At 58.1% G+C, this 20,965-nt stretch carries 16 protein-coding genes; 12 read left to right on the top strand and 4 right to left on the bottom strand.

What is annotated here, in order from left to right; all coding sequences use genetic code 11:
- The first annotated feature begins 108 nt into the window (after positions 1-108).
- From pilM to DW349_RS14120, 10 genes are all read left to right on the top strand, one after another.
- Positions 109-1,182: a type IV pilus assembly protein PilM gene (pilM, locus tag DW349_RS14165; protein WP_157954396.1), complete on the top strand. Its 1,074-nt coding sequence runs from the start codon at positions 109-111 to the stop codon at positions 1,180-1,182.
- The gene (locus tag DW349_RS14160) at positions 1,169-1,735 is read left to right on the top strand and encodes a PilN domain-containing protein (protein ID WP_157954395.1); all 567 of its coding nucleotides are present in this window, start codon (positions 1,169-1,171) and stop codon (positions 1,733-1,735) included. The genes pilM and DW349_RS14160 overlap by 14 nt, the downstream gene beginning before the upstream one ends.
- Positions 1,732-2,367: a type IV pilus inner membrane component PilO gene (locus DW349_RS14155; RefSeq protein WP_108126381.1), complete on the top strand. Its 636-nt coding sequence runs from the start codon at positions 1,732-1,734 to the stop codon at positions 2,365-2,367. Before DW349_RS14160 ends, DW349_RS14155 begins: the two co-directional genes overlap by 4 nt.
- Positions 2,367-2,915 (top strand): pilus assembly protein PilP, encoded by a 549-nt coding sequence (locus DW349_RS14150; protein WP_108126380.1) that lies wholly within the window; start codon positions 2,367-2,369, stop codon positions 2,913-2,915. The genes DW349_RS14155 and DW349_RS14150 overlap by 1 nt, the downstream gene beginning before the upstream one ends.
- An 84-nt stretch (positions 2,916-2,999) precedes the next feature.
- Positions 3,000-4,835, top strand: coding sequence for a type IV pilus secretin PilQ (locus DW349_RS14145; RefSeq protein ID WP_108126379.1), 1,836 nt, complete (start codon positions 3,000-3,002; stop codon positions 4,833-4,835).
- Between the two features lie 123 nt (positions 4,836-4,958).
- Entirely contained in the window at positions 4,959-5,444 is a 486-nt protein-coding gene (locus DW349_RS14140) for a shikimate kinase (protein WP_232819358.1), read from the top strand.
- Positions 5,445-6,527, top strand: a complete 1,083-nt coding sequence (gene aroB / locus DW349_RS14135; RefSeq protein WP_108126377.1) for a 3-dehydroquinate synthase — start codon at positions 5,445-5,447, stop codon at positions 6,525-6,527.
- A 96-nt stretch (positions 6,528-6,623) separates the two neighbouring features.
- Positions 6,624-8,075: an SPOR domain-containing protein gene (locus DW349_RS14130; protein ID WP_108126376.1), complete on the top strand. Its 1,452-nt coding sequence runs from the start codon at positions 6,624-6,626 to the stop codon at positions 8,073-8,075.
- A gap of 237 nt (positions 8,076-8,312) precedes the next feature.
- Complete coding sequence (gltB, locus tag DW349_RS14125) at positions 8,313-12,758, top strand: glutamate synthase large subunit (protein WP_108126375.1); 4,446 nt, start codon at positions 8,313-8,315, stop codon at positions 12,756-12,758.
- A 17-nt stretch (positions 12,759-12,775) separates the two neighbouring features.
- Positions 12,776-14,197: an FAD-dependent oxidoreductase gene (locus tag DW349_RS14120; protein WP_108126374.1), complete on the top strand. Its 1,422-nt coding sequence runs from the start codon at positions 12,776-12,778 to the stop codon at positions 14,195-14,197.
- Between the two features lie 33 nt (positions 14,198-14,230).
- On the opposite strand, the gene DW349_RS14115 is transcribed toward DW349_RS14120, so the two are convergent.
- Positions 14,231-14,824, bottom strand: a complete 594-nt coding sequence (locus DW349_RS14115; RefSeq protein WP_108126373.1) for an acyl carrier protein phosphodiesterase — start codon at positions 14,822-14,824, stop codon at positions 14,231-14,233.
- Between the two features lie 104 nt (positions 14,825-14,928).
- On the opposite strand from DW349_RS14115, the gene hemE reads away from it, so the two are divergent.
- Positions 14,929-15,993 (top strand): uroporphyrinogen decarboxylase, encoded by a 1,065-nt coding sequence (hemE, locus tag DW349_RS14110; protein ID WP_108126372.1) that lies wholly within the window; start codon positions 14,929-14,931, stop codon positions 15,991-15,993.
- Between the two features lie 91 nt (positions 15,994-16,084).
- Positions 16,085-16,387, top strand: coding sequence for a TRL-like family protein (locus tag DW349_RS14105; protein ID WP_108126371.1), 303 nt, complete (start codon positions 16,085-16,087; stop codon positions 16,385-16,387).
- 81 nt (positions 16,388-16,468) lie between these two features.
- Here DW349_RS14105 and purU read toward each other — a convergent pair whose 3' ends face one another.
- Genes purU through DW349_RS14090 form a run of 3 tightly spaced genes read right to left on the bottom strand, consistent with a single transcriptional unit; the run spans position 16,469 to position 20,959 of the window.
- A complete protein-coding gene (gene purU / locus DW349_RS14100; protein ID WP_108126370.1) occupies positions 16,469-17,335 on the bottom strand; it encodes a formyltetrahydrofolate deformylase in 867 nt (288 codons plus the stop codon).
- On the bottom strand, positions 17,332-17,946 hold the full coding sequence (locus DW349_RS14095) for a sarcosine oxidase subunit gamma (RefSeq protein ID WP_108126369.1): 615 nt from the start codon (positions 17,944-17,946) through the stop codon (positions 17,332-17,334). Before DW349_RS14095 ends, purU begins: the two co-directional genes overlap by 4 nt.
- Complete coding sequence (locus DW349_RS14090; RefSeq protein ID WP_108126368.1) at positions 17,939-20,959, bottom strand: sarcosine oxidase subunit alpha family protein; 3,021 nt, start codon at positions 20,957-20,959, stop codon at positions 17,939-17,941. The genes DW349_RS14095 and DW349_RS14090 overlap by 8 nt, the downstream gene beginning before the upstream one ends.
- Positions 20,960-20,965 lie beyond the last annotated feature (6 nt).

The following is a 20,965-nucleotide window of genomic DNA, read 5'->3' as shown; positions in this document are numbered from 1 at the left end:
GGAATTGCGTCTTTTTTATACATTGCACATCGCCTTTACGTGCGTTCTAATCGCCGGTCGAAAAGGAAGTGGTACATTCGTAAGTGATTGTTATTGAAGGGATTATCAGTGACAACCATATTCAGAAGGATGCCAGCACCGCTGCTTGGCATCGACGTCGGCACGTCTGCCGTCAAGATTGTCGGTTTGAGCCAATCCGGGTCGTCTTATCGTCTTGATGCCTATGCCATTGAGCCGCTGGACGACGGCGTGGTGGTTGATCAAACGGTGCGCGATGGCGACCGTCTGGCGCAGGCCATTCGCCGTGCGCTGCAACGCTCACGCAGTCGCATCAAGGGCGCGGCCATTGCCGTTTCCGGTGCCTCGGTGATCACCAAAATCATCGAACTGGACGCCCTGCCATCCGCGTTGGACATGGAAAGTCTGGTGCAACTGGAAGCCGCTCAACACATTCCTTATGCCATCGAAGATGTGGCGCTCGATTTTGCCGTGCTGGGGCCGTCAACGGGTCAGCCGGACCGGGTTCGTGTTTTGCTCGCCGCCAGCCGGCGCGATGAAGTTGAAGCGCGGGTGGCGGCGGTGCAGCAAGCGGGTCTGGACGTTGAAGTGGTAGATATCGAACCGCTGGTGCTGGCGCGGGCATTGCGCTGGCTGGACGGCACCACCGAGTTTGCCGCCAGCGACACCCTGGCGCTGGTCGATCTCGGCCACAGCCGTTCGGCGTTGACGGTGATGCGCGACGGTCACAGTCTGTTTCGACGTGAGCTGCCGTTGGCCGGACGTCAACTGACCGCCGACATCCAGCGCCACCTTGGTGTCACCGCTGACGACGCCGAACAAATAAAGCGCGCACCGGACCCCGAAGCCGACGTTCAGCAACAATTGCTGGCGCCTTTTATCGGCCAGGCGTTGGACGCCGTTCAACAACAGTTGCAGTTGTTCAGTGCCACCCAGGCCAACGCCAATATTGATGGCTTTTTGCTCTATGGCGGCATGTCGGCCTTGCCTGGGCTGGCCGCGCAATGGCAAAGCGCCACCGGCATTCGCACTCATCTATTGGATGTAGCGGCGGTGTTGGATTGTGCCGCCGGGATCAATCCATATCGTTTCCAACTCGACAGCTCGGCGCTGTTGATGGCCAGCAGTTTGGCGTTGCGGGGGTTTGATCGTGACCACCGTTAATCTCTTGCCCTGGCGCGAATCGCGCCGTCAGTCAGATCAACGTCGTTTTATCCGCGCCATTTGGATAGTGGTCATATTCAGCCTGGCCGCCGCCTGGGGTTGGCATCATCTGTTGGCTGAGCAACTGCACCACCAACAGCAACGCAATGCGTTTTTGCAGCGTCAGTTGAACGAACTGACCGAGCGCCAGCAGGCGCAGCACAGCTTATTGCAGCAGCGCGACCAACAGGCGGCGCAACTGGCCCGGTTGCGGTGGGTTCATCACAACCCGGCGTTGATGGTGCAAATGCTGGAAACTCTGGCGCGCTCTGTACCTGACCGCGTGTATCTGACGTCGCTGATGCAGGATGGCGGGGTGATCGAACTGACTGGCCGCGTCGATGAAGCCGCCAACTTAACGCCTTTGCTGCGTCGTCTCAGCGAGTCGGTTTTGTTCGACGCTGCGACGCTGATCAACATCGAGACCGACCGCAATGCCGATGCCTTAGCCAGCCGCCGTTTCCTGGTGCAGTTGCGCAGTCAGCAATTGATGGAAGAAGGGGAGGCTGAATGAAGCTCAACGCTTATGTTCAGGAAATTCGCCGCCTCGACTGGCGTCATATTTCGCACGAACAACCGGCGTCGTGGCCACTGGGCTTGCGCGTTGTGCTGTTGGGATTGCTGGCGACCGTGGTATTTGCAGCGGCCTGGTGGTGGCTGTTGGCCGATCAACAGGCGCGGCTGTCGCAGGCCAGACAACAAGAGCAACGTCTGATGGCGGCGTATCAGTCGCAGGCAGAAGAATTGGAAAACGCCGCGCAACTGGATGCAGAACTGGTGGCGATAAAGCATCAGATCGATGTGCTGATGCTCAGTATGCCGGCGCAGTTGGACCTTCCGGAATTGATTGATCAAATCAGTCAGGCTGCTACTCAAACGGGCTTGGTGATCGAACGCATCACGCCCGAAGCCGAGCAATCGGTGGCCGGGTTCGGCCAGACGCCGTTGTCGATGGCAGTGCATGGCCGTTATCACCAGCTGGGTGCTTTTATTGCCGCGCTGTCGGCGCTACCCCGTCTGGTCACTGTTCATAACCTCAATATTCACAGCTTCGCCCAAGACGACTGGCCTGGTGAAACAGCGGATGTCTTGTTCATGACACTGCAGGCCCGGACCTATCGCCAGCCTTCACCCGGTGATGAATAATGCGCAACCTCTGGATTGGGCTATTGCTGCTGACCGGCCTGGCGGGATGCCAGCGTCAGGATGATCTGGCCGATTTACGCGTGTGGGTCGGCAAGGTGGGTGAGCCGGGAACTTTGGCACCGACGACGCCCACGACGCTGGCAGTTGAGCGACTGACCGTCTATCGTGCCGGCACCGAACAGTCACCGTTTCTTGATCGGACGGCAACCGCGCTCGACACCTCGTCGCTGCCGGCACCCAGTGCCGAGACGGAGAATTCCAGCCAATCGGAGTTACGTTTGCTCGCCGGTGTCAGTCTGGATGAGTTGACACTCGTCGGCACCATCAGCGGCATGCCGCATACTGCGAGCCAGGCGTTGTTTCGCGATAACGAAGGGCGCATTCATCGGCTCTCGGCGGGTGATCGCGTCGGTCGTGAAGACGCCCGGCTGGTGGCCGTTACCGAGACCCGGGTTGAGATGTTGGAAACCGTGCCGTTAGTCGACGGCGGATGGATTACCCAGACGCGGAACTTTGCGTTGCTGGGCCAACCCAACCTTGGGCCATGATTGTTCGGTTGTTTTGCTGAGCGGCCCGGCTGTTCAAGAACTTTCAGACTTTTGTATTCAGACATTCGTAAGAAGAAGACCAAGATGACGCTGAACAATTTCCTCAAAGCTTTCACCAGCCTGATCGGCCTGGCCGTAATCAGCCTGCACGCTCAGGCAGTGGCACTGACTCAATTGGAGTTCACCGCTCAAGCCAATGGCGTAACCCAACTGGATTTGAGATTTGATGGCACCGCCCCGACGCCCGCTGAATTCAGCCTGGAGCGACCAGCACGCATCGTGCTGGATTTTCCCGCCACGGAAAATCGTCTGCCGCAAAAACGCTACACCATCGGTACTGGCAATGTGCGCAATGCAGTGGTTGTTTCGAACGGCAACCGCACCCGGCTGGTGCTCAGTATGACCAGCCTGCTGCCTTACAGTCTGGATGTGTCCCGTCGTCGCATCCGAATGTTGATTGGGCAAAATGTTGTGCCCGATCAGTCCTCGTTAGTGCCATCGGTTATCGACACGCCGGCCATGAATCGGGTCGCTTATTGGGACAACCGTTCGGCCGGATTTATGCCCGCAGAGTTTTCGACAACAGCGACGTCGGCAACCGAGACCACCGTCGGTGCAGATCAGGATGTCGGGCAAGACAGCGCGCATTTGTCGCTGAATTTTCAAGACATCGAGGTGCGTTACGCGTTGCAGCAGATTGCCGATGTCGTCGGTCTGAATCTGATCGCGTCCGACTCGGTGCAGGGAAATATCACGCTGCGTTTGCAGGATGTGCCGTGGGATCAGGCGCTGGACATGGTGTTGCGCAGCAAAGGTTTAGCTAAACGCCAAAGCGGCAGTGTATTGGTGGTGGCACCGGCGCAGGAGTTGGCCGATCAGGAAAAACTGGCGCTGGAAAGTTTGCAGTGGGAAGAAAAAATTGCGCCGTTGCAGACCGATTTTATTCAGGTCAATTACGCCAACGCCGACGACATTCTGCGCATCCTGCACAGCGGCCCTAACGGCAAAGAAGACGGCGCTGAACAAGCCCGGCTCGGGTTTTTGTCCGAACGCGGCGCGGTGTCCATCGACGCTCGCACCAACACCTTGATCGTGCGCGACACCGTCAGCAACCTCGACAGCATTCACCGCGCCGTCGAACATTTTGATGTGCCGGTACGCCAGGTATTGATCGAAGCGCGTATTGTTGCCGCACGGACATCGGTGGGCGAACAACTGGGCATTCGCTGGGGCGGCAACGTTAACAGCGGCGGTTCATCGCCGGTGGTGGCGTCGGGATCGTTGGAATCCACGGCCAGCATCGGCAGCGACTTGAATACGTCCGATGGTGCCAGTTACGAACAGATATATCCCGATGCGCTGGTGGTCGATCTGCCGGTGTTGAGTCCAAACGCAACGTCATTCGCCATCGGCGTTGCGGCCTTCGATTACGCCCTGGATCTGGAATTGTCGGCACTGGAAACGCGCGGTTCCGCCGAAGTGGTGTCGCAACCGCGGGTGGTGACCTCCAACGGTCAGGAAGCCTTTATCAATTCCGGTCAGACCATCGCCTTTGATGGCGGCGACGGCGGCACCACCTTCGTCGATGCCGGCTTGTCGTTGCGGGTTACACCGCAGATTACGCCGGACGATCATGTCGTCCTCGATCTGCTGGTCACTCAAGATTCTCTGGCCGCCGGTGGCGGTGCCATCGACACCAATTCCGTCACCACTCAGGTGTTGGTTAAAGACGGTGAAACTTTGGTGTTGGGTGGTGTATATCGCACCGAAACCGTGACCTCGGTGGACAAAACGCCCTGGCTGGGTGACTTGCCAGTGCTGGGTCGTCTGTTTCGACGCTCGTCCGAATTTGAAGAAAAAACCGAAATGCTGGTGTTCATTACGCCGAGTTTGATGACGCAACAACTGGTCAGTCGTTAATCCTCCTTCCTCAATACCCCACCTCTCAGCGGTCGGATTCTCCGCGCAGTACCGCGTTACCTGTCTGCGACTCAGTGATAAACTGCCGCGATGAATTGCGACTCCATTATTCTGATCGGTCCCATGGGATCGGGGAAAAGCACCATTGGCCGATTACTGTCGTCGCGCCTGGGCATCAACTTTGTCGATTCCGATCGTGAAATCGAAGCGCGTTCTGGCGCCAATATTCCGTGGATTTTTGACTTGGAAGGCGAAGCCGGTTTTCGGGATCGCGAAACCGCCGTGTTGGCCGAATTGGTCGAAGAAGGCAGGCAGGTTATAGCGACCGGTGGCGGTGCTATTATTCGAGCGGAAAATCGCGAACTGTTGAAAAACAACGGCCAGGTTGTCTATCTGAAAACCTCGGTCGAACAACAATTGCTGCGTACCGCCAAAGATCGAAACCGGCCGTTATTGAACGGCCCCGATCCGGAAGGCACCTTGCGGCGACTGGCCGACGAGCGCCGACCGTTTTACGAAGCCACCGCGCATTTGACCATCGACACCAACGGCCAATCGCCGCGTGCGGTGGTGCGTGAAATCATCAAACAACTGCAATTGAAGCGCTGAATCATGCAACTGACTGTGGATCTGGGTGATCGTTCTTACCCCATCGTTATCGAAGCCGATTTGCTAACTAATGCCGCCAGCTGGCAAGGCTGGCTGGCGCACAAAGAAGTGATGGTGGTGACCAACGAAACCGTGGCGCCGTTGTATCTCGACGGCGTGGTGTCGGCGCTGGCCGCTCCCAACCGTCGCATCGAAACGTTGGTATTGCCCGACGGCGAAGCCCACAAAAATGCCACCACCCTGGGGCTGATTTACGACGCTTTATTGGAGCGGCGTTTTTCCCGCAAGGCGGTGCTGATTGCACTGGGCGGCGGCGTGATCGGCGATTTGACCGGCTACGCTGCGGCAACCTATCAGCGCGGCATCGACTTTGTGCAGGTGCCGACGACGCTGTTGTCGCAAGTCGATTCATCGGTCGGCGGTAAAACCGGCATCAACCATCCGCTGGGCAAAAACATGATCGGGGCGTTCAAGCAACCGATTGCCGTGTTGATCGATCCAACCGTGTTGAACACCTTGCCGGAACGCGAACTTTCAGCCGGTTTAGCCGAAGTCATCAAATACGGTCTGATTCACGACGCCGAATTTTTTGCCTGGCTGGAACAGCGCATGGACGACTTGCTGGCAAAACAGCCCGAAGCGCTGGTCGACGCCATTGCCCGTTCGTGTCAGTTAAAAGCCGAGATTGTCGCGGCCGATGAAACCGAACAGGGCATCCGCGCGATATTGAATTTGGGCCATACCTTTGGTCACGCCATCGAAGCCGAGCAAGGTTACGGCGCCTGGTTGCACGGCGAAGCTGTGGGCACCGGCATGGTGATGGCGTGCGATCTGTCGCAGCGTTTGGGTTGGATTGATAACCAGGTGCTCAATCGCGCCCGCACCTTGATTGAACGCGCCCGATTACCGATCACGCCGCCGCCGACCATGACACCGGACGATTTTATGAATCAGATGGGGCGCGATAAAAAAGTGGAGGCCGGCCAATTGCGATTGGTGCTGTTGCACGCCTTGGGCAAAGCTGTGGTGACGGCGGATTTCGATCCGCAGCAACTGCAAGCCTGTTTGGCGGCGCAGCCTTGATGCCGTCTGGCCTTGACGGCTTGGCCCAGCACGGCCGAAGCTGGACAGGCCAGAATTGACTGAGTTAAATGAAACCCCCTCGCCCAGGTTGACGCGATGCAAGACTTTACCGACCAGACCCAACGCATGCTCGATTACTACGGCCTGTTCCAGGATCCCTTCGGCGATCAGGCGGACGCGACAGTTTTCAGTGGCGCCGGCGAGCGTTTGGAAGTGGCCGAACATCTGCGTCATCTGTTGAGTTTCAGCCCCCAGGATTGTTTGTTGATGGCGCCCACCGGAGGCGGCAAACAGGCCATCGCACATCAGGTGATTCGTCTACTGGACGATGAATGGCGCGTTGCTTGGATTGATGGCGGCGATATTGATCGGCTCGACAGCGCCAGTCGCGAACTGATCGGCCAATTGGGTCTGGGCCTGAAAACCGACGGCGACACCGCCAGTCTGTATCGCAACATGGCCGACGCCACCGCCCAGCGCAGCAACGACGGCGAAAATTTCCTGTTGGTGGTGCAGAACGCCGATCTGCTATCGCCGGACGTCCAAACCTGGTTGCAGTCGATGCGAACGCTGGCACCGCGCACCGACATCCGCTTGCGTCAGCTCTGGCTCGCCAGTTCAGCCACCGCCATTGCCCAATCGGACAACGACGACCATTGGTACAGCCTGGTGCTGGAGCCATTCACCGCCGCCGAAGCCGCCGCCTATTTAAACGACCGCTTCGCTGGTTCCGGCCAGGCTAATGGCGTACCGATCAAAGACAGCGACATTGCCCGTTTGAACGATATGGCCGGCGGCATGCCGGGTGAATTGAATCAGGTGGTGCGCGATTACCTGATCGCTGGAACCTTTAAAACCACCGAACGCAAACAAGGTTTCCCGTTGACGCACGTGCTCGCCGGTGCCGGTGTGGTGACGCTGATTGTGCTGACGGTGCTGTATTCCAATCAGGGCGGTGAACCCGACGTTGAGGAGCCGGTCGCTGAATTGGCGTTACCGGAGCCAACCGATTCGCAGGCCATCGAATCCGAAGTACAGCAACGTCTGGCCGAAGCGGTAGCACGCGTTGAAGCGCGCCGTGAAGAGGCCGCTGCGGCGGAAGCAGAAGCTGCCGACCAGGCTGAAACTGCCGCTGCCACAACTCAGCCCAGCCAGCCGGCACCGAGTCCACAACCGGCCGCTCAGGCATCAACCCAAACCGCAACGCCGGCAACCACGCCAACGCCCAGCGCTCCGGCGCCGCAACCAGCGACTGCCGCGCCCAGCCAAGGATCTGGTCTGATGGCGAATGCGGCCGACAACGAATACACCCTGCAATTGGTTGGGGTGCGCAACCGGGCGTCGGTCGAATCCATTCTGGCGGAACTGCCGAATCAGGAGCGTTACGACATCGTCACGTCCAGCTATCAGGGTCGCCCCTGGTATGTGCTGATTCATGGTCGCTATTCCGGCCCGTCGGCGGCCCGCGCTGACATTGCCAATCTGCCCGCCCGCTTCCGCGATCAGGAGCCTTGGGCGCGGACTTTTGCCAGTTTGCGTAACAACTGACGTGAGCCAGAATTGGGCAATCCGATAATTCAACCGCCTAATATACCGTTATAGTTTGTGTGACGTTCGTCACTGAATAGACTCAATGCCAAACCTTCAGTAGGGGTGCCGGGATTTTTCTGTACCCGGCCGTTCAACCCCCGGTTCCCTTTGCGCGTTCCAACGCCCCCGTGAAAACGGCCAGGGCGCGCTCGGCTACCGGCTCAGCAAGGCACTATTACAATGACAACGACTGCAATGACAAAGGGTCTCTACAATCCGGCTGAATTCCGCGACAACTGCGGTTTTGGCCTGATCGCTCACATGGAAGGCCAGGCCAGCCACGAATTGCTGCAAACCGCCATCGAATCGCTGACCTGCATGACGCACCGTGGCGGCATTGCCGCCGATGGCAAAACCGGCGACGGCTGCGGCCTGTTGCTGCAAATGCCCGATGCCTTCGTCCGCGCCGAAGCGCAATCCCATTTCAATGCCGACCTGGGCGACGCCTACGCCGTCGGCATGATTTTCCTCAGTGCCGAAGCCAGCCGCGCCGCCGAAGGCCGCAACGCGTTGGAAACCTCGCTGGCCGCTCAAGGGCTGGAAGTACTCGGCTGGCGTGTGGTGCCAACCAACGATTCAGTCTGTGGCCCGATGGCGCTGGCGTGCATGCCGGTGATCGAGCAGGTGTTTGTGCGCGCTGAATCGCGTGAGGGCCTGGCGGTCAAACTCTACGTCGCCCGCCGCAAAGCCGAACAGGCAATGGACCACGACGAAGACTTCTACATCTGTTCCCTGTCCGACACCGTGCTGTCGTACAAAGGCTTGATGATGCCGGTCGACTTGCCGGCGTTTTATCCGGATCTCGCCAGCGAAACGATGGAAACCGCCATCTGCGTGTTCCACCAACGCTTCTCCACCAACACCATGCCGAAATGGCCGCTGGCGCAGCCGTTCCGCCTGATCGCCCACAACGGCGAAATCAACACCATCCAGGGCAACCGCAACTGGGCCAAGGCGCGTGCGTCCAAATTTGCATCGCCCTATCTGCCCAACCTGGATGAGTTGCAACCGGTGGTAAACACCACTGGCTCGGATTCTTCCAGCATGGATAACATGCTCGAACTGATGCTGCTCGGCGGCATGGATTTATTCCGCGCCGCCCGCACCATGATTCCGCCAGCCTGGCACAACGTCGAAAACATCGACGGCGATTTGAAGGCCTTCTACGAATACAACTCCATGCACATGGAGCCTTGGGACGGCCCGGCTGGCATCGTGCTGACCGACGGCCGTTACGCCGTGTGCATGCTCGACCGCAACGGCTTACGCCCGGCGCGCTGGGTGATCACCAAAAACGGCTACATCACGCTCGCCTCGGAAATCGGCACCTTCGCGTATAAACCGGAAGATGTTGTCGCCAAAGGCCGTGTCGGCCCTGGCCGTATTGTCGCGGTCGATACCCAGACCGGCGAATTCCTGCAAACCGAAGAAATTGACGACCGTCTCAAACGCGCTCATCCGTACAAAGACTGGCTGAAAACCAACGCTGTACGCCTGCGTTCCAAACTGGAACTGGCCGAGGAAGTGGACGGCTCATCGCTGTCGCCGGAACAACTGCTGGCGTACCAGAAGCTGTTTCATATTTCCTTTGAAGAGCGCGATCAGGTATTGCGTCCGCTGGCCGAAAGCGGCCAGGAAGCGGTCGGCTCGATGGGCGATGACACGCCGATGGCGGTGCTGTCACGTCAGGTGCGCCCGGTCACCGACTATTTCCGTCAGCAATTTGCCCAGGTCACCAATCCGCCGATTGATCCATTGCGCGAAGCCGTGGTGATGTCGCTGGAAACCTGTTTAGGCCCAGAACGCAATTTGTTCCAGCCGAGCGCCGATCACGCCAAGCGCTTAATTTTGACGTCGCCGGTATTGTCGCCGCTGAAATACCAGAACTTCCTACATCAGGAAGCGCCCGAATTCCGCCATCAACATTTGCGCTTGGCGTATTCCGCCGACGGCGATTTGCGCGCCGCCATCGAACAGCTGTGTGACGAAGCCGAAGCGGCCAGTCGCGACGGCGTGAAAATCGTCATTCTGTCTGACCGCGACTTGCAGGCCGGCCAGGTCGCTATTCCGGCCGTTATGGCAACCGGCGCGGTGCACCATCGCCTGGTCGATCAAGGTCTGCGCTGCGACACCAACATCGTGCTCGACACCGGCGACATCCGTAACCCGCACCAATTTGCCGTCGCCATCGGTTTCGGTGCCACGGCGGTCTATCCGTACCTGGCGTACGAAGTACTCGACGACATGCTGCGCACCAACGAGCTGCAAGGCGACCCGCGTCAGTTGCACAAAAACTACCGCAAAGGCATCAACAAAGGTCTGCTCAAAATCATGTCCAAGATGGGCATTTCGACCTTGGCCTCGTATCGCGGTGCGCAATTGTTTGAAGCTGTTGGCTTGCATTCAGACGTTGTTGATCTGTGTTTCAACGGCGTGCAAAGCCGCATTCAGGGCGCGCGTTTTGAACACATACACGACGACCTGTGCTCCCTGGCAACCAATGCCTGGAAACCGCGCAAGCCGCTGCATCAGGGCGGTCTGCTGAAATACGTGCACGGCGGCGAATACCACAACTACAACCCGGATGTCGTGACCGCCTTGCAGGATGCGGTGCAAAACGGCGACCACGCCCGCTTCCGCGATTTCGCCAATTACGTCAACCAACGCCCGGTCGCGACCATTCGCGATTTGTTCGAACTGAAGTCGGATCGCAAAGCCATTCCGATTTCCGAAGTCGAGCCGGTCGAAGCCTTGTTCCCGCGGTTCGATTCCGCGGCCATGTCGCTTGGCGCACTGTCGCCCGAAGCGCACGAAGCGCTGGCGATGGCGATGAACGAACTCGGCGGCCGTTCCAACTCCGGCGAAGGCGGTGAAGACCCGAAACGCTACGGCACCAACCGTCGCTCCAAAATCAAGCAAGTCGCGTCCGGCCGTTTTGGTGTTACACCGGCTTACCTGATGAGCGCCGATGTTATTCAGATCAAAGTTGCCCAGGGCGCTAAGCCTGGCGAAGGTGGTCAGTTGCCCGGCGGCAAGGTGAATAAACTGATCGCCGAGCTGCGTTATTCGGTGCCCGGCGTCACCTTGATTTCCCCGCCGCCGCACCACGACATTTATTCGATCGAAGATTTGGCGCAGCTGATTTTTGACTTAAAAGAGATCAACCCAAGCGCCTTGATTTCGGTAAAGCTGGTCAGTGAACCGGGCGTCGGCACCGTCGCCGCCGGTGTCGCCAAAGCCTACGCCGATTTGATCACCGTCTCCGGTTACGACGGCGGTACCGCAGCGAGTCCGTTGACCTCGATCAAGCACGCCGGTTCGCCGTGGGAACTGGGTCTGGCCGAAGTGCAGCAAACGCTGCGCGGTAATGACTTGCGCGACAAAGTCCGGCTGCAAACCGACGGCGGTTTGAAAACCGGTCTGGACGTGATCAAAGCCGCGCTGCTGGGCGCCGAAAGTTACGGTTTCGGCACCGCGCCGATGGTGGCGTTGGGCTGTAAATATCTGCGCATCTGCCACTTGAATAACTGCGCCACCGGTGTGGCGACTCAAGACGACGCGCTGCGCGATCAACACTTCCGGGGCACGGTGGAAATGGTCAAACATTACTTCCGTTTTGTCGGCGAAGAAGTGCGTGAAAACCTGGCGTTGCTGGGTTATCGCAGCCTTGGTGAAATCATCGGTCGCACCGACTTAATTACCGTTAAAAAAGGCGAAACACCGAAGCAACAAAGCCTGGATTTGTCGCCGATTTTATCGACCGCTCATATTGATCCGAGCAAGCCGCAGCAATGCCAGGTTGAACGCAACAAACCCTTCGATGAAGGCGGCAAACAGCGTGAAATTCTGAAAGCGATTTTGCCGGCCATCGAGAACAAAACCGGCGGCGAATTCGAATTCCACATCGGCAACTGCGATCGCTCTATCGGTGCGTTGGCCTCGGGTGAAATCGCTAAGCGTTACGGCAACCAAGGCATGGCCGACCGGCCGATCACGCTGAAACTTAACGGCATTGCCGGCCAGAGTTTTGGTGTCTGGAACGCCGGTGGTTTGAACATGGTGCTCGACGGCGATGCCAACGACTATGTCGGCAAAGGCATGACTGGCGGCAAGATTGTTATTCGCCCGCCCAAAGGCTCGGCGTTCGAAACACAAAAAACTTCGATCATGGGCAACACCTGCCTGTACGGCGCGACCGGCGGTACTTTGTTTGCCGCTGGCTGCGCTGGTGAACGTTTCGGTGTGCGCAACTCCGGCACCGTCGCGGTTATCGAAGGTGCGGGCGATCACTGCTGTGAATACATGACCGGCGGCATGGTTGCCGTGCTCGGTAACGTCGGCGGTAACTTCGGCGCGGGCATGACCGGTGGTTTCGCTTACGTGCTCGATCTGGAAAACACCTTCCCGGATAAATACAACCGCGAACTGGTGGACATCCAACGCATCGGCACCGAAAGCATGGAAACTTACCGCGATCATTTGTTAGGTGTGATTGGCCGTTTTGTCGATGACACCAAGAGCGCCTGGGGTGCCGAATTGCTGGATAACTACGACGATTACGTCGGCCGTTTCTGGCTGGTCAAACCGAAGGCGTCGAGCCTGTCGGATTTGTTGTCCAACACCCGGGCTCGTCCGGAATAAGCGACGGAGAAAACAAGATGACACAACGTCTGCACAACGACTTTCAGTTTGTCGATGTTGGCCGTCGCGACCCGGCCAAAAAAGACATTCACACCCGCAAACACGAGTTCGTGGAAATCTACGAACCCTTCGCGCAAAAACAGGCGGCTGAGCAATCGCACCGCTGTCTGCATTGCGGCAATCCGTATTGCGAATGGAAGTGCCCGGTACACAACTACATCCCCAACTGGCTGAAACTGGTCAGCGAAGGCAACGTGCTCGAAGCGGTGGAGTTGTGTCATCAGACCAACTCGCTGCCGGAAGTGTGCGGCCGCGTTTGCCCGCAGGATCGTCTGTGCGAAGGTGCCTGCACACTGAACGACGGTTTCGGCGCGGTGACCATCGGCAACGCCGAGAAATACATCACCGATACCGCCTTTGCCATGGGCTGGAAACCGGACATGTCGAAGGTGGTCTGGACCGATAAAAAAGTCGCCATCATCGGCGCTGGTCCGGCCGGTTTGGGTTGCGCCGATGTGCTGGTGCGTAACGGCGTGAAGCCGGTTGTTTTTGATCGCTACCCCGAAGTCGGCGGTCTGCTCACCTTCGGCATTCCGGAATTCAAACTGGAAAAATCCATCATGGCGCGCCGCCGTGAAGTGTTCGAAGGCATGGGCGTGGAATTCCGGCTGAACACCGACATTGGTGTCGATGTGCAGTTCGACGATTTGCTCGCCGATTACGACGCCGTCTTTATGGGCATGGGCACTTACACCTCGATGAAAGGTGGCTTCCCCGGCGAAGATTTGGACGGCGTTTATGATGCGCTGCCGTTCCTGGTCGCCAACGTTAATCACAGCCGTGGTTGGGAAAAAGACCCGGCGGACTTTGTCGACATGGCCGGTAAACGCGTGGTCGTGCTCGGCGGTGGCGACACGGCGATGGACTGCAACCGCACCTCCATTCGTCAGCAGGCAGCCAGCGTCACCTGCGCCTACCGTCGCGACGAAGCCAACATGCCCGGTTCGCGCAAAGAAGTCGCCAACGCCAAGGAAGAAGGCGTGCAGTTTTTGTTCAACCGTCAGCCGGTGGAAATTGTTGGTGATAACGGCAAGGTCGAAGGCATCAAGCTGGTGACTACGCAACTGGGCGAGCCGGATGAAAACGGCCGTCGCCGTCCGGAAGTGGTGCCGGGTTCCGAAGAAATTCTGCCGGCCGATGCCGTCATCGTCGCCTTCGGTTTCCAGCCCAGCCCGGCCGACTGGTTCGATAAAGCCGACATCCAACTGGACGACTGGCAGCGCGTCAAAGCGGCGGAGCATCAGGAATTCGCCTTCCAGACCAGCAACGCCAAAGTCTTCGCTGGTGGCGATATGGTGCGCGGTTCCGATTTGGTGGTCACCGCCATCTGGGAAGGTCGCCAGGCGGCAGAAGGTATTCTGGGTTATTTGAACGTCTAAGCGGTGTCTTTTGGGCGCGTGTACAACGCGCCGTCATCCCGGCCTTGAGCCGGGATTTCCCCCTACCTCAGTCATTACCCGGCGCAAAAACGCCGCCACGGCGACCTCTTCCAACTGCAACTGCGCAATCGCCCAAAAGCCCTGCGCTTCCATCTCATCGGCAAACTTTAACCGACGCGATAAACCGCCGAGCGCGCGGACAACATTTTCTGGCCGTCGGTAACCGCCCAACCAATCGTCCTCAATCAACCAATGCAGCGTGCGTTGCAGACGCTCCGGTAACGGCAGGGCGTTAAAGCGATGCGTCTCGCGGTAGCGTTGTTGGGTAAAGGCATCGAGCGCTTGCGGGTGATAGCGCGACCAATGCAACGCCAGATGATGATCGAGCAACATATCGATGACGATGGGCGTGGTCTTGCGCAATTTGGGGCGCAACCGCTGCCGCAGCGGTTCCAGTTCCGGGCTGGCATCGGTGGTGCGGTCGAGCCATTGGTGGCGGTCGAAGTGCTGAATAAACAGGGGCGAAACAGCGTTAGGGTCGGGTCGCAACGCAAAATCGGGCCAGAGACTGCCCAACAACGAATCCGCATCCGGATCGGAAAATAACCAATGGCCGAGAAAGTTCACCGCCGCTCCTACGTCTTAATTGGCGTCAGTCTATCACGCCCCCGGCATTCGTCAGTGCGGCCATCGGTGCGTATAATGCGCGCACTTTGAATAGGGGACTGACTGTGGCTGAGCTGACCAACGACCGCTTTTTACGGGCTTTATTGCGCGAATCTGTCGACCGCACGCCGGTATGGATGATGCGCCAGGCGGGCCGTTATCTGCCGGAATACCGCGACACCCGCGCCCAGGCCGGCGACTTTATGAGCCTGTGCAAGAACGCGGAACTGGCCTGCGAAGTCACGCTGCAACCGCTGCGCCGTTACCCGCTCGACGCCGCTATTCTGTTCTCCGACATCCTCACCGTGCCCGACGCCATGGGCCTGGGCCTGTATTTCGAAACCGGCGAAGGCCCGCGTTTTGAACGCACCGTGCGCTCCATGGCCGACGTCGAAACACTGAAAACCCCGTCGATGGAAACCGACCTGGGTTACGTGATGAAAGCGGTCAGCACCATCCGCGCCGCACTCAACGGCCAGGTGCCGCTGATCGGTTTTTCCGGCAGTCCCTGGACACTGGCGACTTACATGATTGAAGGCGGCAGTTCGAAAGATTTCCGTCACGCCAAAGGCATGCTTTACGACCAACCGGACGTCTTGCACGCGCTGCTCAGCCGATTGGCCGATGCCGTCACCGACTACCTGAACGCCCAGATCGAAGCTGGCGCTCAGGCCGTGCAGATTTTTGATACCTGGGGCGGCGCGCTGGCGCATGACGCCTATCAGACGTTTTCACTCGCCTACATGAGTCGGGTTGTCGCCGGTCTAAAACGCAGCCACCAAGGCAACAAAGTGCCGGTGATTCTGTTCACCAAAGGCGGCGGCCAATGGCTGGAACGCATGGCCGACAGCGGTGCCGACGCACTCGGTCTGGACTGGACCACACCGCTCGACAACGCCCGCCAACGCGTCGGCGACCGAGTGGCACTGCAAGGCAACCTGGATCCTGCCGTACTCTATTCATCGCCCGACCGCATTCGTGACGAAGTCGAACGCGTCCTCGCCGAATTCGGCAAAGGCAGCGGCCACGTCTTCAACCTCGGCCACGGCATTCACCCGCAGATTGATCCGGAACATGCCGGGGCTTTTGTTGAGGCGGTGGTGGAGTTGAGTCCGAAGTATCATCGATAAGTGTTTGATGATTGACCCTGCGACACGCCCTCTGTCACATTGAATGCGCGGGCGTCGTTAAGCCCGATCAACTAACTGAGAGGGCGTTAGTATGAAAGGAATTGTATTAATTACGCTTTTCGTATTCGTTCTGACCGGTTGTGCTATATCACCGGTTATTGGTGCCGTTAACGTTACGAAATGGGATGGGGCGATTGGCGACAGCGACGTAGCCGACAGCCGAACCGGTGAAGCTTGTGCGCAAAGTATTTTGGGCCTAGTAGCAACCGGTGATGCATCCATCACTGCGGCAAAACGAGACGGCGGAATTTCGAGGATCGCTTACATAGAGCACAAGACCACTAATGTACTGCATTTTTACGGGCAGTATTGCACCATTGTGGTGGGTGAATAGCGTTCAGTGTTATTCAGAATATTGAACCGAGTAGCTTCTGTAGAAACCACACAAACTGCCACGATTTCAGTGGCAGTTTTTTTAATCCGGAAACACCACCGTCCGATTCCCAGTCAAAAACACCCGTTTCTCGATGTGATAACGCACCGCCTTGGCGAGTGTCTGGCTTTCAATATCCTGTCCCCTGGCAACCAGCTCTTCCGGGTAGTGGCTGTGGTCGACCGCTTGCACACCCTGAGTAATGATTGGCCCTTCATCCAGATCATCATTCACATAATGCGCCGTGGCACCGACCAGTTTGACGCCTTTGGCCCAGGCCTGGTGATAGGGTTTGGCACCTTTGAAGCCGGGCAATAAGGAGTGGTGAATGTTGATCGCCCAGCCATCGAGTTTGGCCGACATCTCCGGCGACAGCACTTGCATGTAGCGCGCCAGTACCACCAGCTCGCAATTCGCGTCGGTGATGAGTTTCCAGATTTGCGCTTCCTGTTCGGCTTTGGTGTCGGGCGTGATTGGCAGATGGTGATAGGGGATGCCGTGCCAGTCGGCCAGGTGTTGCAGGTCCGGGTGGTTGGAAATGATCAGTGGAATTTCGATGGCCAGTTCGCCAGTGCGATAGCGGTACAGTAAGTCGTTCAGGCAGTGGTCGTATTTCGATACCAGAATCGCCACGCGGGTGCGATGTTCCGGTTCGGTTATTTGCCAGTCCATATTAAAACCGGCGGCGCGTTCGGTAAAAATTTCGCGCAGTTTTTGCAGCGAGGCATCGCCATTTTGCGGCCGGAACTCAACGCGAATGCTGAAACTGTTGGTGGCGCGATCGTCGAACGAATTCATCGCTACCACGTAGTTTTCGGTTTCCGCCAGGCTGCGGGTGACCACATCCACTGTACCCAAACGGCTGGGGCACTGGGCGGTTAATATCCAGAGTTTTTCCTTGCTGTTCATGCCTGCTCGCTTAAGCCAAATTCAGCACCGGCGTCGAGCAACCAACGCCAGATGTAATCGGCGAAACTGCGCCGGATAACCAATTCCCAAGTGTCGTCGCCAAGACGACACAGCGTCGCCTGCGATTTGGCAAAGACGGTGGAGACCACTTTGCCGACCGGGAAGTTTCGGTCATGCACATCGTAGGGGCAACTTTTCATCAGCACTGTTTTGGCGTTAGCGCCAGACAGTTGCAGCAAGGTCTGGCCGCCACTGACGTTGATCACCGCGTAGTGACCGCTCAGTTGTTCGCGTAATTTGGCTTCCATGCTGAACGCCGCATCGGCCGGGCCGGTCAGCAACCATTCGTCGGGCGTTAGCCAGCGCAATCGCCAGTCGTCGTTGGCGTTGCTGTGTAAGGTGCCGGGCAGGGCGAGACCGGTGGCGGTCTGCACGCCTTGGGCAAAGCTGGGATCGTTGGCCTTGCCGCGAATCACCAGTTGGGCGGCCAGGGCGTTTTCACGAATGGACAGGCCGTGTCCGTTGGCGTCGCCACGCAAATAGAGCGGGCTGCGAGTGGGCACTTCGACGCTGGGCCGTTGATCCATCACCGCAATCAAGCTGTCAGACATTCTGGCGATCTCCTTTTGGATCGAAGAACTGGGTGCTGCAAATTTCCGCTTCTACGACACGGCCATCAGCCAAGGGGTAATAGACGCTGTCGCCGGTGCGGTTCAGACCATCTTTGATCAACCCCATGGCAATGGAGCGGCCCAGATTGGCGCTGTAATAACTGGAGGTGACGTGACCGAGCATCGCCATCGGTAACGGCTGTTTCGGGTCGTTCACCGCTTGCGCACCTTCGGGCAGCACCACTTTCGGATCTTTGGTTTTCAGGCCGACCAATTGCTTGCGACCTTCGCGCACGCAGTCGGCACGCTTCATACCGCGCTTGCCGATAAAGCTGAACGGCTTGTCTTCTTTCACCGCCCAGGCGTGATTCAGATCGTATGGATGCACTGAACCATCGGTGTCTTGGCCGGCAATAATGAAGCCTTTTTCGGCACGCAGAATGTGCATGGTTTCAGTGCCGTAAGGCGTGAGATTGTATTTTTCGCCGTGGGCGAATAATTGCTCCCAAACGTGCAAACCGTAGTTGGCCTGGACGTTGATTTCGTACGACAACTCTCCGGTAAAGGAAATGCGGAACACTCGCGCCGGTACGCCAGCAACGGTGCCTTGGCGCCAGTCCATAAACTTGAAGCTGTCTTTATCCAGGTCGATGTCGTCGGTCAGTTCGGCCAACAATTTTCGTGCGTTCGGTCCGGCGATGGTCATGGTGGCCCAGTGGTCGGTGACGGTGTTCATGTACACCTCCAGCTCCGGCCACTCGGTCTGGTGATACAACTCCAGCCATTCCAAAACGCCGGCGGCACCGCCGGTGGTGGTGGTCATCAGGAAGTGATTTTCGCCGAGGCAGGAGGTCACACCGTCGTCGAATACCATGCCGTCTTCGTGGCACATCAAACCGTAACGGCATTTGCCGACGCCGAGTTTGGCCCAGGCGTTGGTATAAATACGGCCGAGAAATTCGCGTGCGTCTTTGCCCTGAATGTCGATTTTGCCGAGCGTGGACGCATCGAGAATGCCGACGCTTTCACGCGTGGCGATGCATTCGCGGTCGAGCGCCTGCTGCATGGTTTCGCCGGTTTTGGGGTAATACCAGGGGCGTTTCCATTGACCGACGTTTTCGAATTTTGCGCCGTTTTGTACGTGCCAATCGTGCATGGCGGTGTAACGCTCCGGCTCGAACAGATCGCCGCAATGACGACCGACTACGGCACCAAAAGTGACCGGCGTGTAGTTGGGTCGGAAGATCGTCGTGCCGGTGTCGGGAATGCTTTGACCGAGCGCTTTGGCAGCAATCGCCATGCCGTTGATGTTGCCGAGTTTGCCCTGGTCGGTGCCAAAACCCATGGCGGTATAACGCTTCACGTGTTCGATGGATTCAAAACCTTCACGCGTCGCCAGTTCGATGGCGGCGGCGGTGACGTCGTTTTGCAAATCGACAAATTGTTTCGGTGCGCGGCTGTTTGGTTGCTGGTGTGGAATGCAGTACAGCGCCATGGCGTTGAGTTCGGGCCAGACATCGGTCTTGGGTGTGGTGGCTGGTTGGGTGTCAAAGCCGGCCAGTTTGGCGGCTTCGGCGCCTTGTTCGGAACCATCGCGCAGACAGGCATCGAGATTGAAATGGCCTTGAACGGCGCCGGCGGTTTTCATCTGTTGCACGGTCTGGCCGGGCACGAAACCGAGGATGTCGTCGTTCCAAACCGGGCGCGCTCCAGTATGTGCCGATAAATGCACCACCGGGCTCCAACCGCCGGACGAGGCAATCAAGTCACAGCTGAGTGTGTTACTGGCGCCGGTGACGGCGGAGCCATCGGCGTTCAGCGGTGCGACGACGGCGCCGGTTACGTGTTTGCTGCCACGTGCTTCAATCACGCCTTGGCCGAGCAATAACGCAATGCCACGGCGCTCGGCTTCGTTTTGATAGCGACCGTTCACGCCGATGCGGCTGTCGACTATGGCGACCACTTCGCGGCCGGCGTCTTGCCAGTCGAAGGCGGTGCGATAGGCGTAGTCGTTCGAGGTCATCAGCACCAGCTTGTTACCGGGCGCTACGGCGTAACGATTGACGTAAGTCGAGACCGCCGACGCCAACATGCAGCCGGGTAAGTCGTTGTTGCCAAACACCAACGGGCGTTCGTGTGCGCCGGTTGCCAAAATCACCTGACGCGCCCGTACCCGATGCAGACGCTGACGGCTCATTTTTTCCGGTGCGTGATCGGCTAAATGGTCGGTGCGGCGTTCGTGAATGGTGAGGAAATTATGGTCGTGATAGCCGTTCACGGTGGCGCGTGGTAACAGCAGAACGTTGTCGTATGTGCGCAGTTCAGTGAGCGTTTGCGCAACCCAGTCGGCGGCCGGTTTGCCGTCTAAAAGGTCGCGGCTGTGCAGCAGTTCGCCGCCCATTTCCGCCTGTTCGTCGGCCAGAATAACGCGCGCGCCGGAACGCGCGGCCGACAGCGCGGCGGCCAAACCGGCCGGGCCGGCACCGACGATTAAGACATCGGCATGTTGGTTTAAATGGTCATAAGTATCGACGTCGTTTTCACGCGGCGAGCGGCCAAAACCGGCGGCTTTGCGAATGTATTTTTCGTACAGCTTCCAGCCAAAACGCGGAAACATAAACGTCTTGTAATAGAAGCCGGGCGGCAATAACGCGCCGAAAGTTTTGCCGACAAAACCGAGTGCGTCGCTGTTCAATGACGGCCAACCAGACGTCGGTTGCGCCACCAGACCATTGAACAATTCCTGTTGTGTAGCGCGCACGTTGGGCACTTGGGTGGCTTCGGTTGCGCCGAGTTGCAAAATGGCATTGGGCTCTTCGGCACCAGCGGCGACAATGCCGCGCCGCCGACCGTATTTGAAACTGCGGCCGACCAGATTGACGCCATTGGCGAGCAGCGCCGAGGCCAGGGTGTCGCCTTTAAAGCCGTTATAGGTTTGACCATTGAACTGAAAAGTCAGCGGCTGATCGCGCTCGATGCGACCGCCCTGGGCAAGACGATTGGGTTGAGTCATAAGGCG

Origin of the sequence: Saccharospirillum mangrovi, from assembly GCF_003367315.1 — a bacterium.
Classification (GTDB): Bacteria; Pseudomonadota; Gammaproteobacteria; order Pseudomonadales; family Natronospirillaceae; genus Saccharospirillum; species Saccharospirillum mangrovi.
Note: the sequence above shows the minus strand (reverse complement) of the source record. Positions and strands in the feature narration are given on the sequence as shown.

Coding starts and splice junctions, on each gene's coding strand:
- DW349_RS14155 (WP_108126381.1), top strand. CDS start 1,732: ATGAAGCTCAACGCTTATGTTCAGGAAATTCGCCGCCTCGACTGGCGT.
- DW349_RS14150 (WP_108126380.1), top strand. CDS start 2,367: ATGCGCAACCTCTGGATTGGGCTATTGCTGCTGACCGGCCTGGCGGGA.
- DW349_RS14145 (WP_108126379.1), top strand. CDS start 3,000: ATGACGCTGAACAATTTCCTCAAAGCTTTCACCAGCCTGATCGGCCTG.
- DW349_RS14140 (WP_232819358.1), top strand. CDS start 4,959: ATGGGATCGGGGAAAAGCACCATTGGCCGATTACTGTCGTCGCGCCTG.
- DW349_RS14130 (WP_108126376.1), top strand. CDS start 6,624: ATGCAAGACTTTACCGACCAGACCCAACGCATGCTCGATTACTACGGC.
- gltB (WP_108126375.1), top strand. CDS start 8,313: ATGACAAAGGGTCTCTACAATCCGGCTGAATTCCGCGACAACTGCGGT.
- DW349_RS14120 (WP_108126374.1), top strand. CDS start 12,776: ATGACACAACGTCTGCACAACGACTTTCAGTTTGTCGATGTTGGCCGT.
- DW349_RS14105 (WP_108126371.1), top strand. CDS start 16,085: ATGAAAGGAATTGTATTAATTACGCTTTTCGTATTCGTTCTGACCGGT.
- purU (WP_108126370.1), bottom strand. CDS start 17,335: ATGAACAGCAAGGAAAAACTCTGGATATTAACCGCCCAGTGCCCCAGC.
- DW349_RS14095 (WP_108126369.1), bottom strand. CDS start 17,946: ATGTCTGACAGCTTGATTGCGGTGATGGATCAACGGCCCAGCGTCGAA.
- DW349_RS14090 (WP_108126368.1), bottom strand. CDS start 20,959: ATGACTCAACCCAATCGTCTTGCCCAGGGCGGTCGCATCGAGCGCGAT.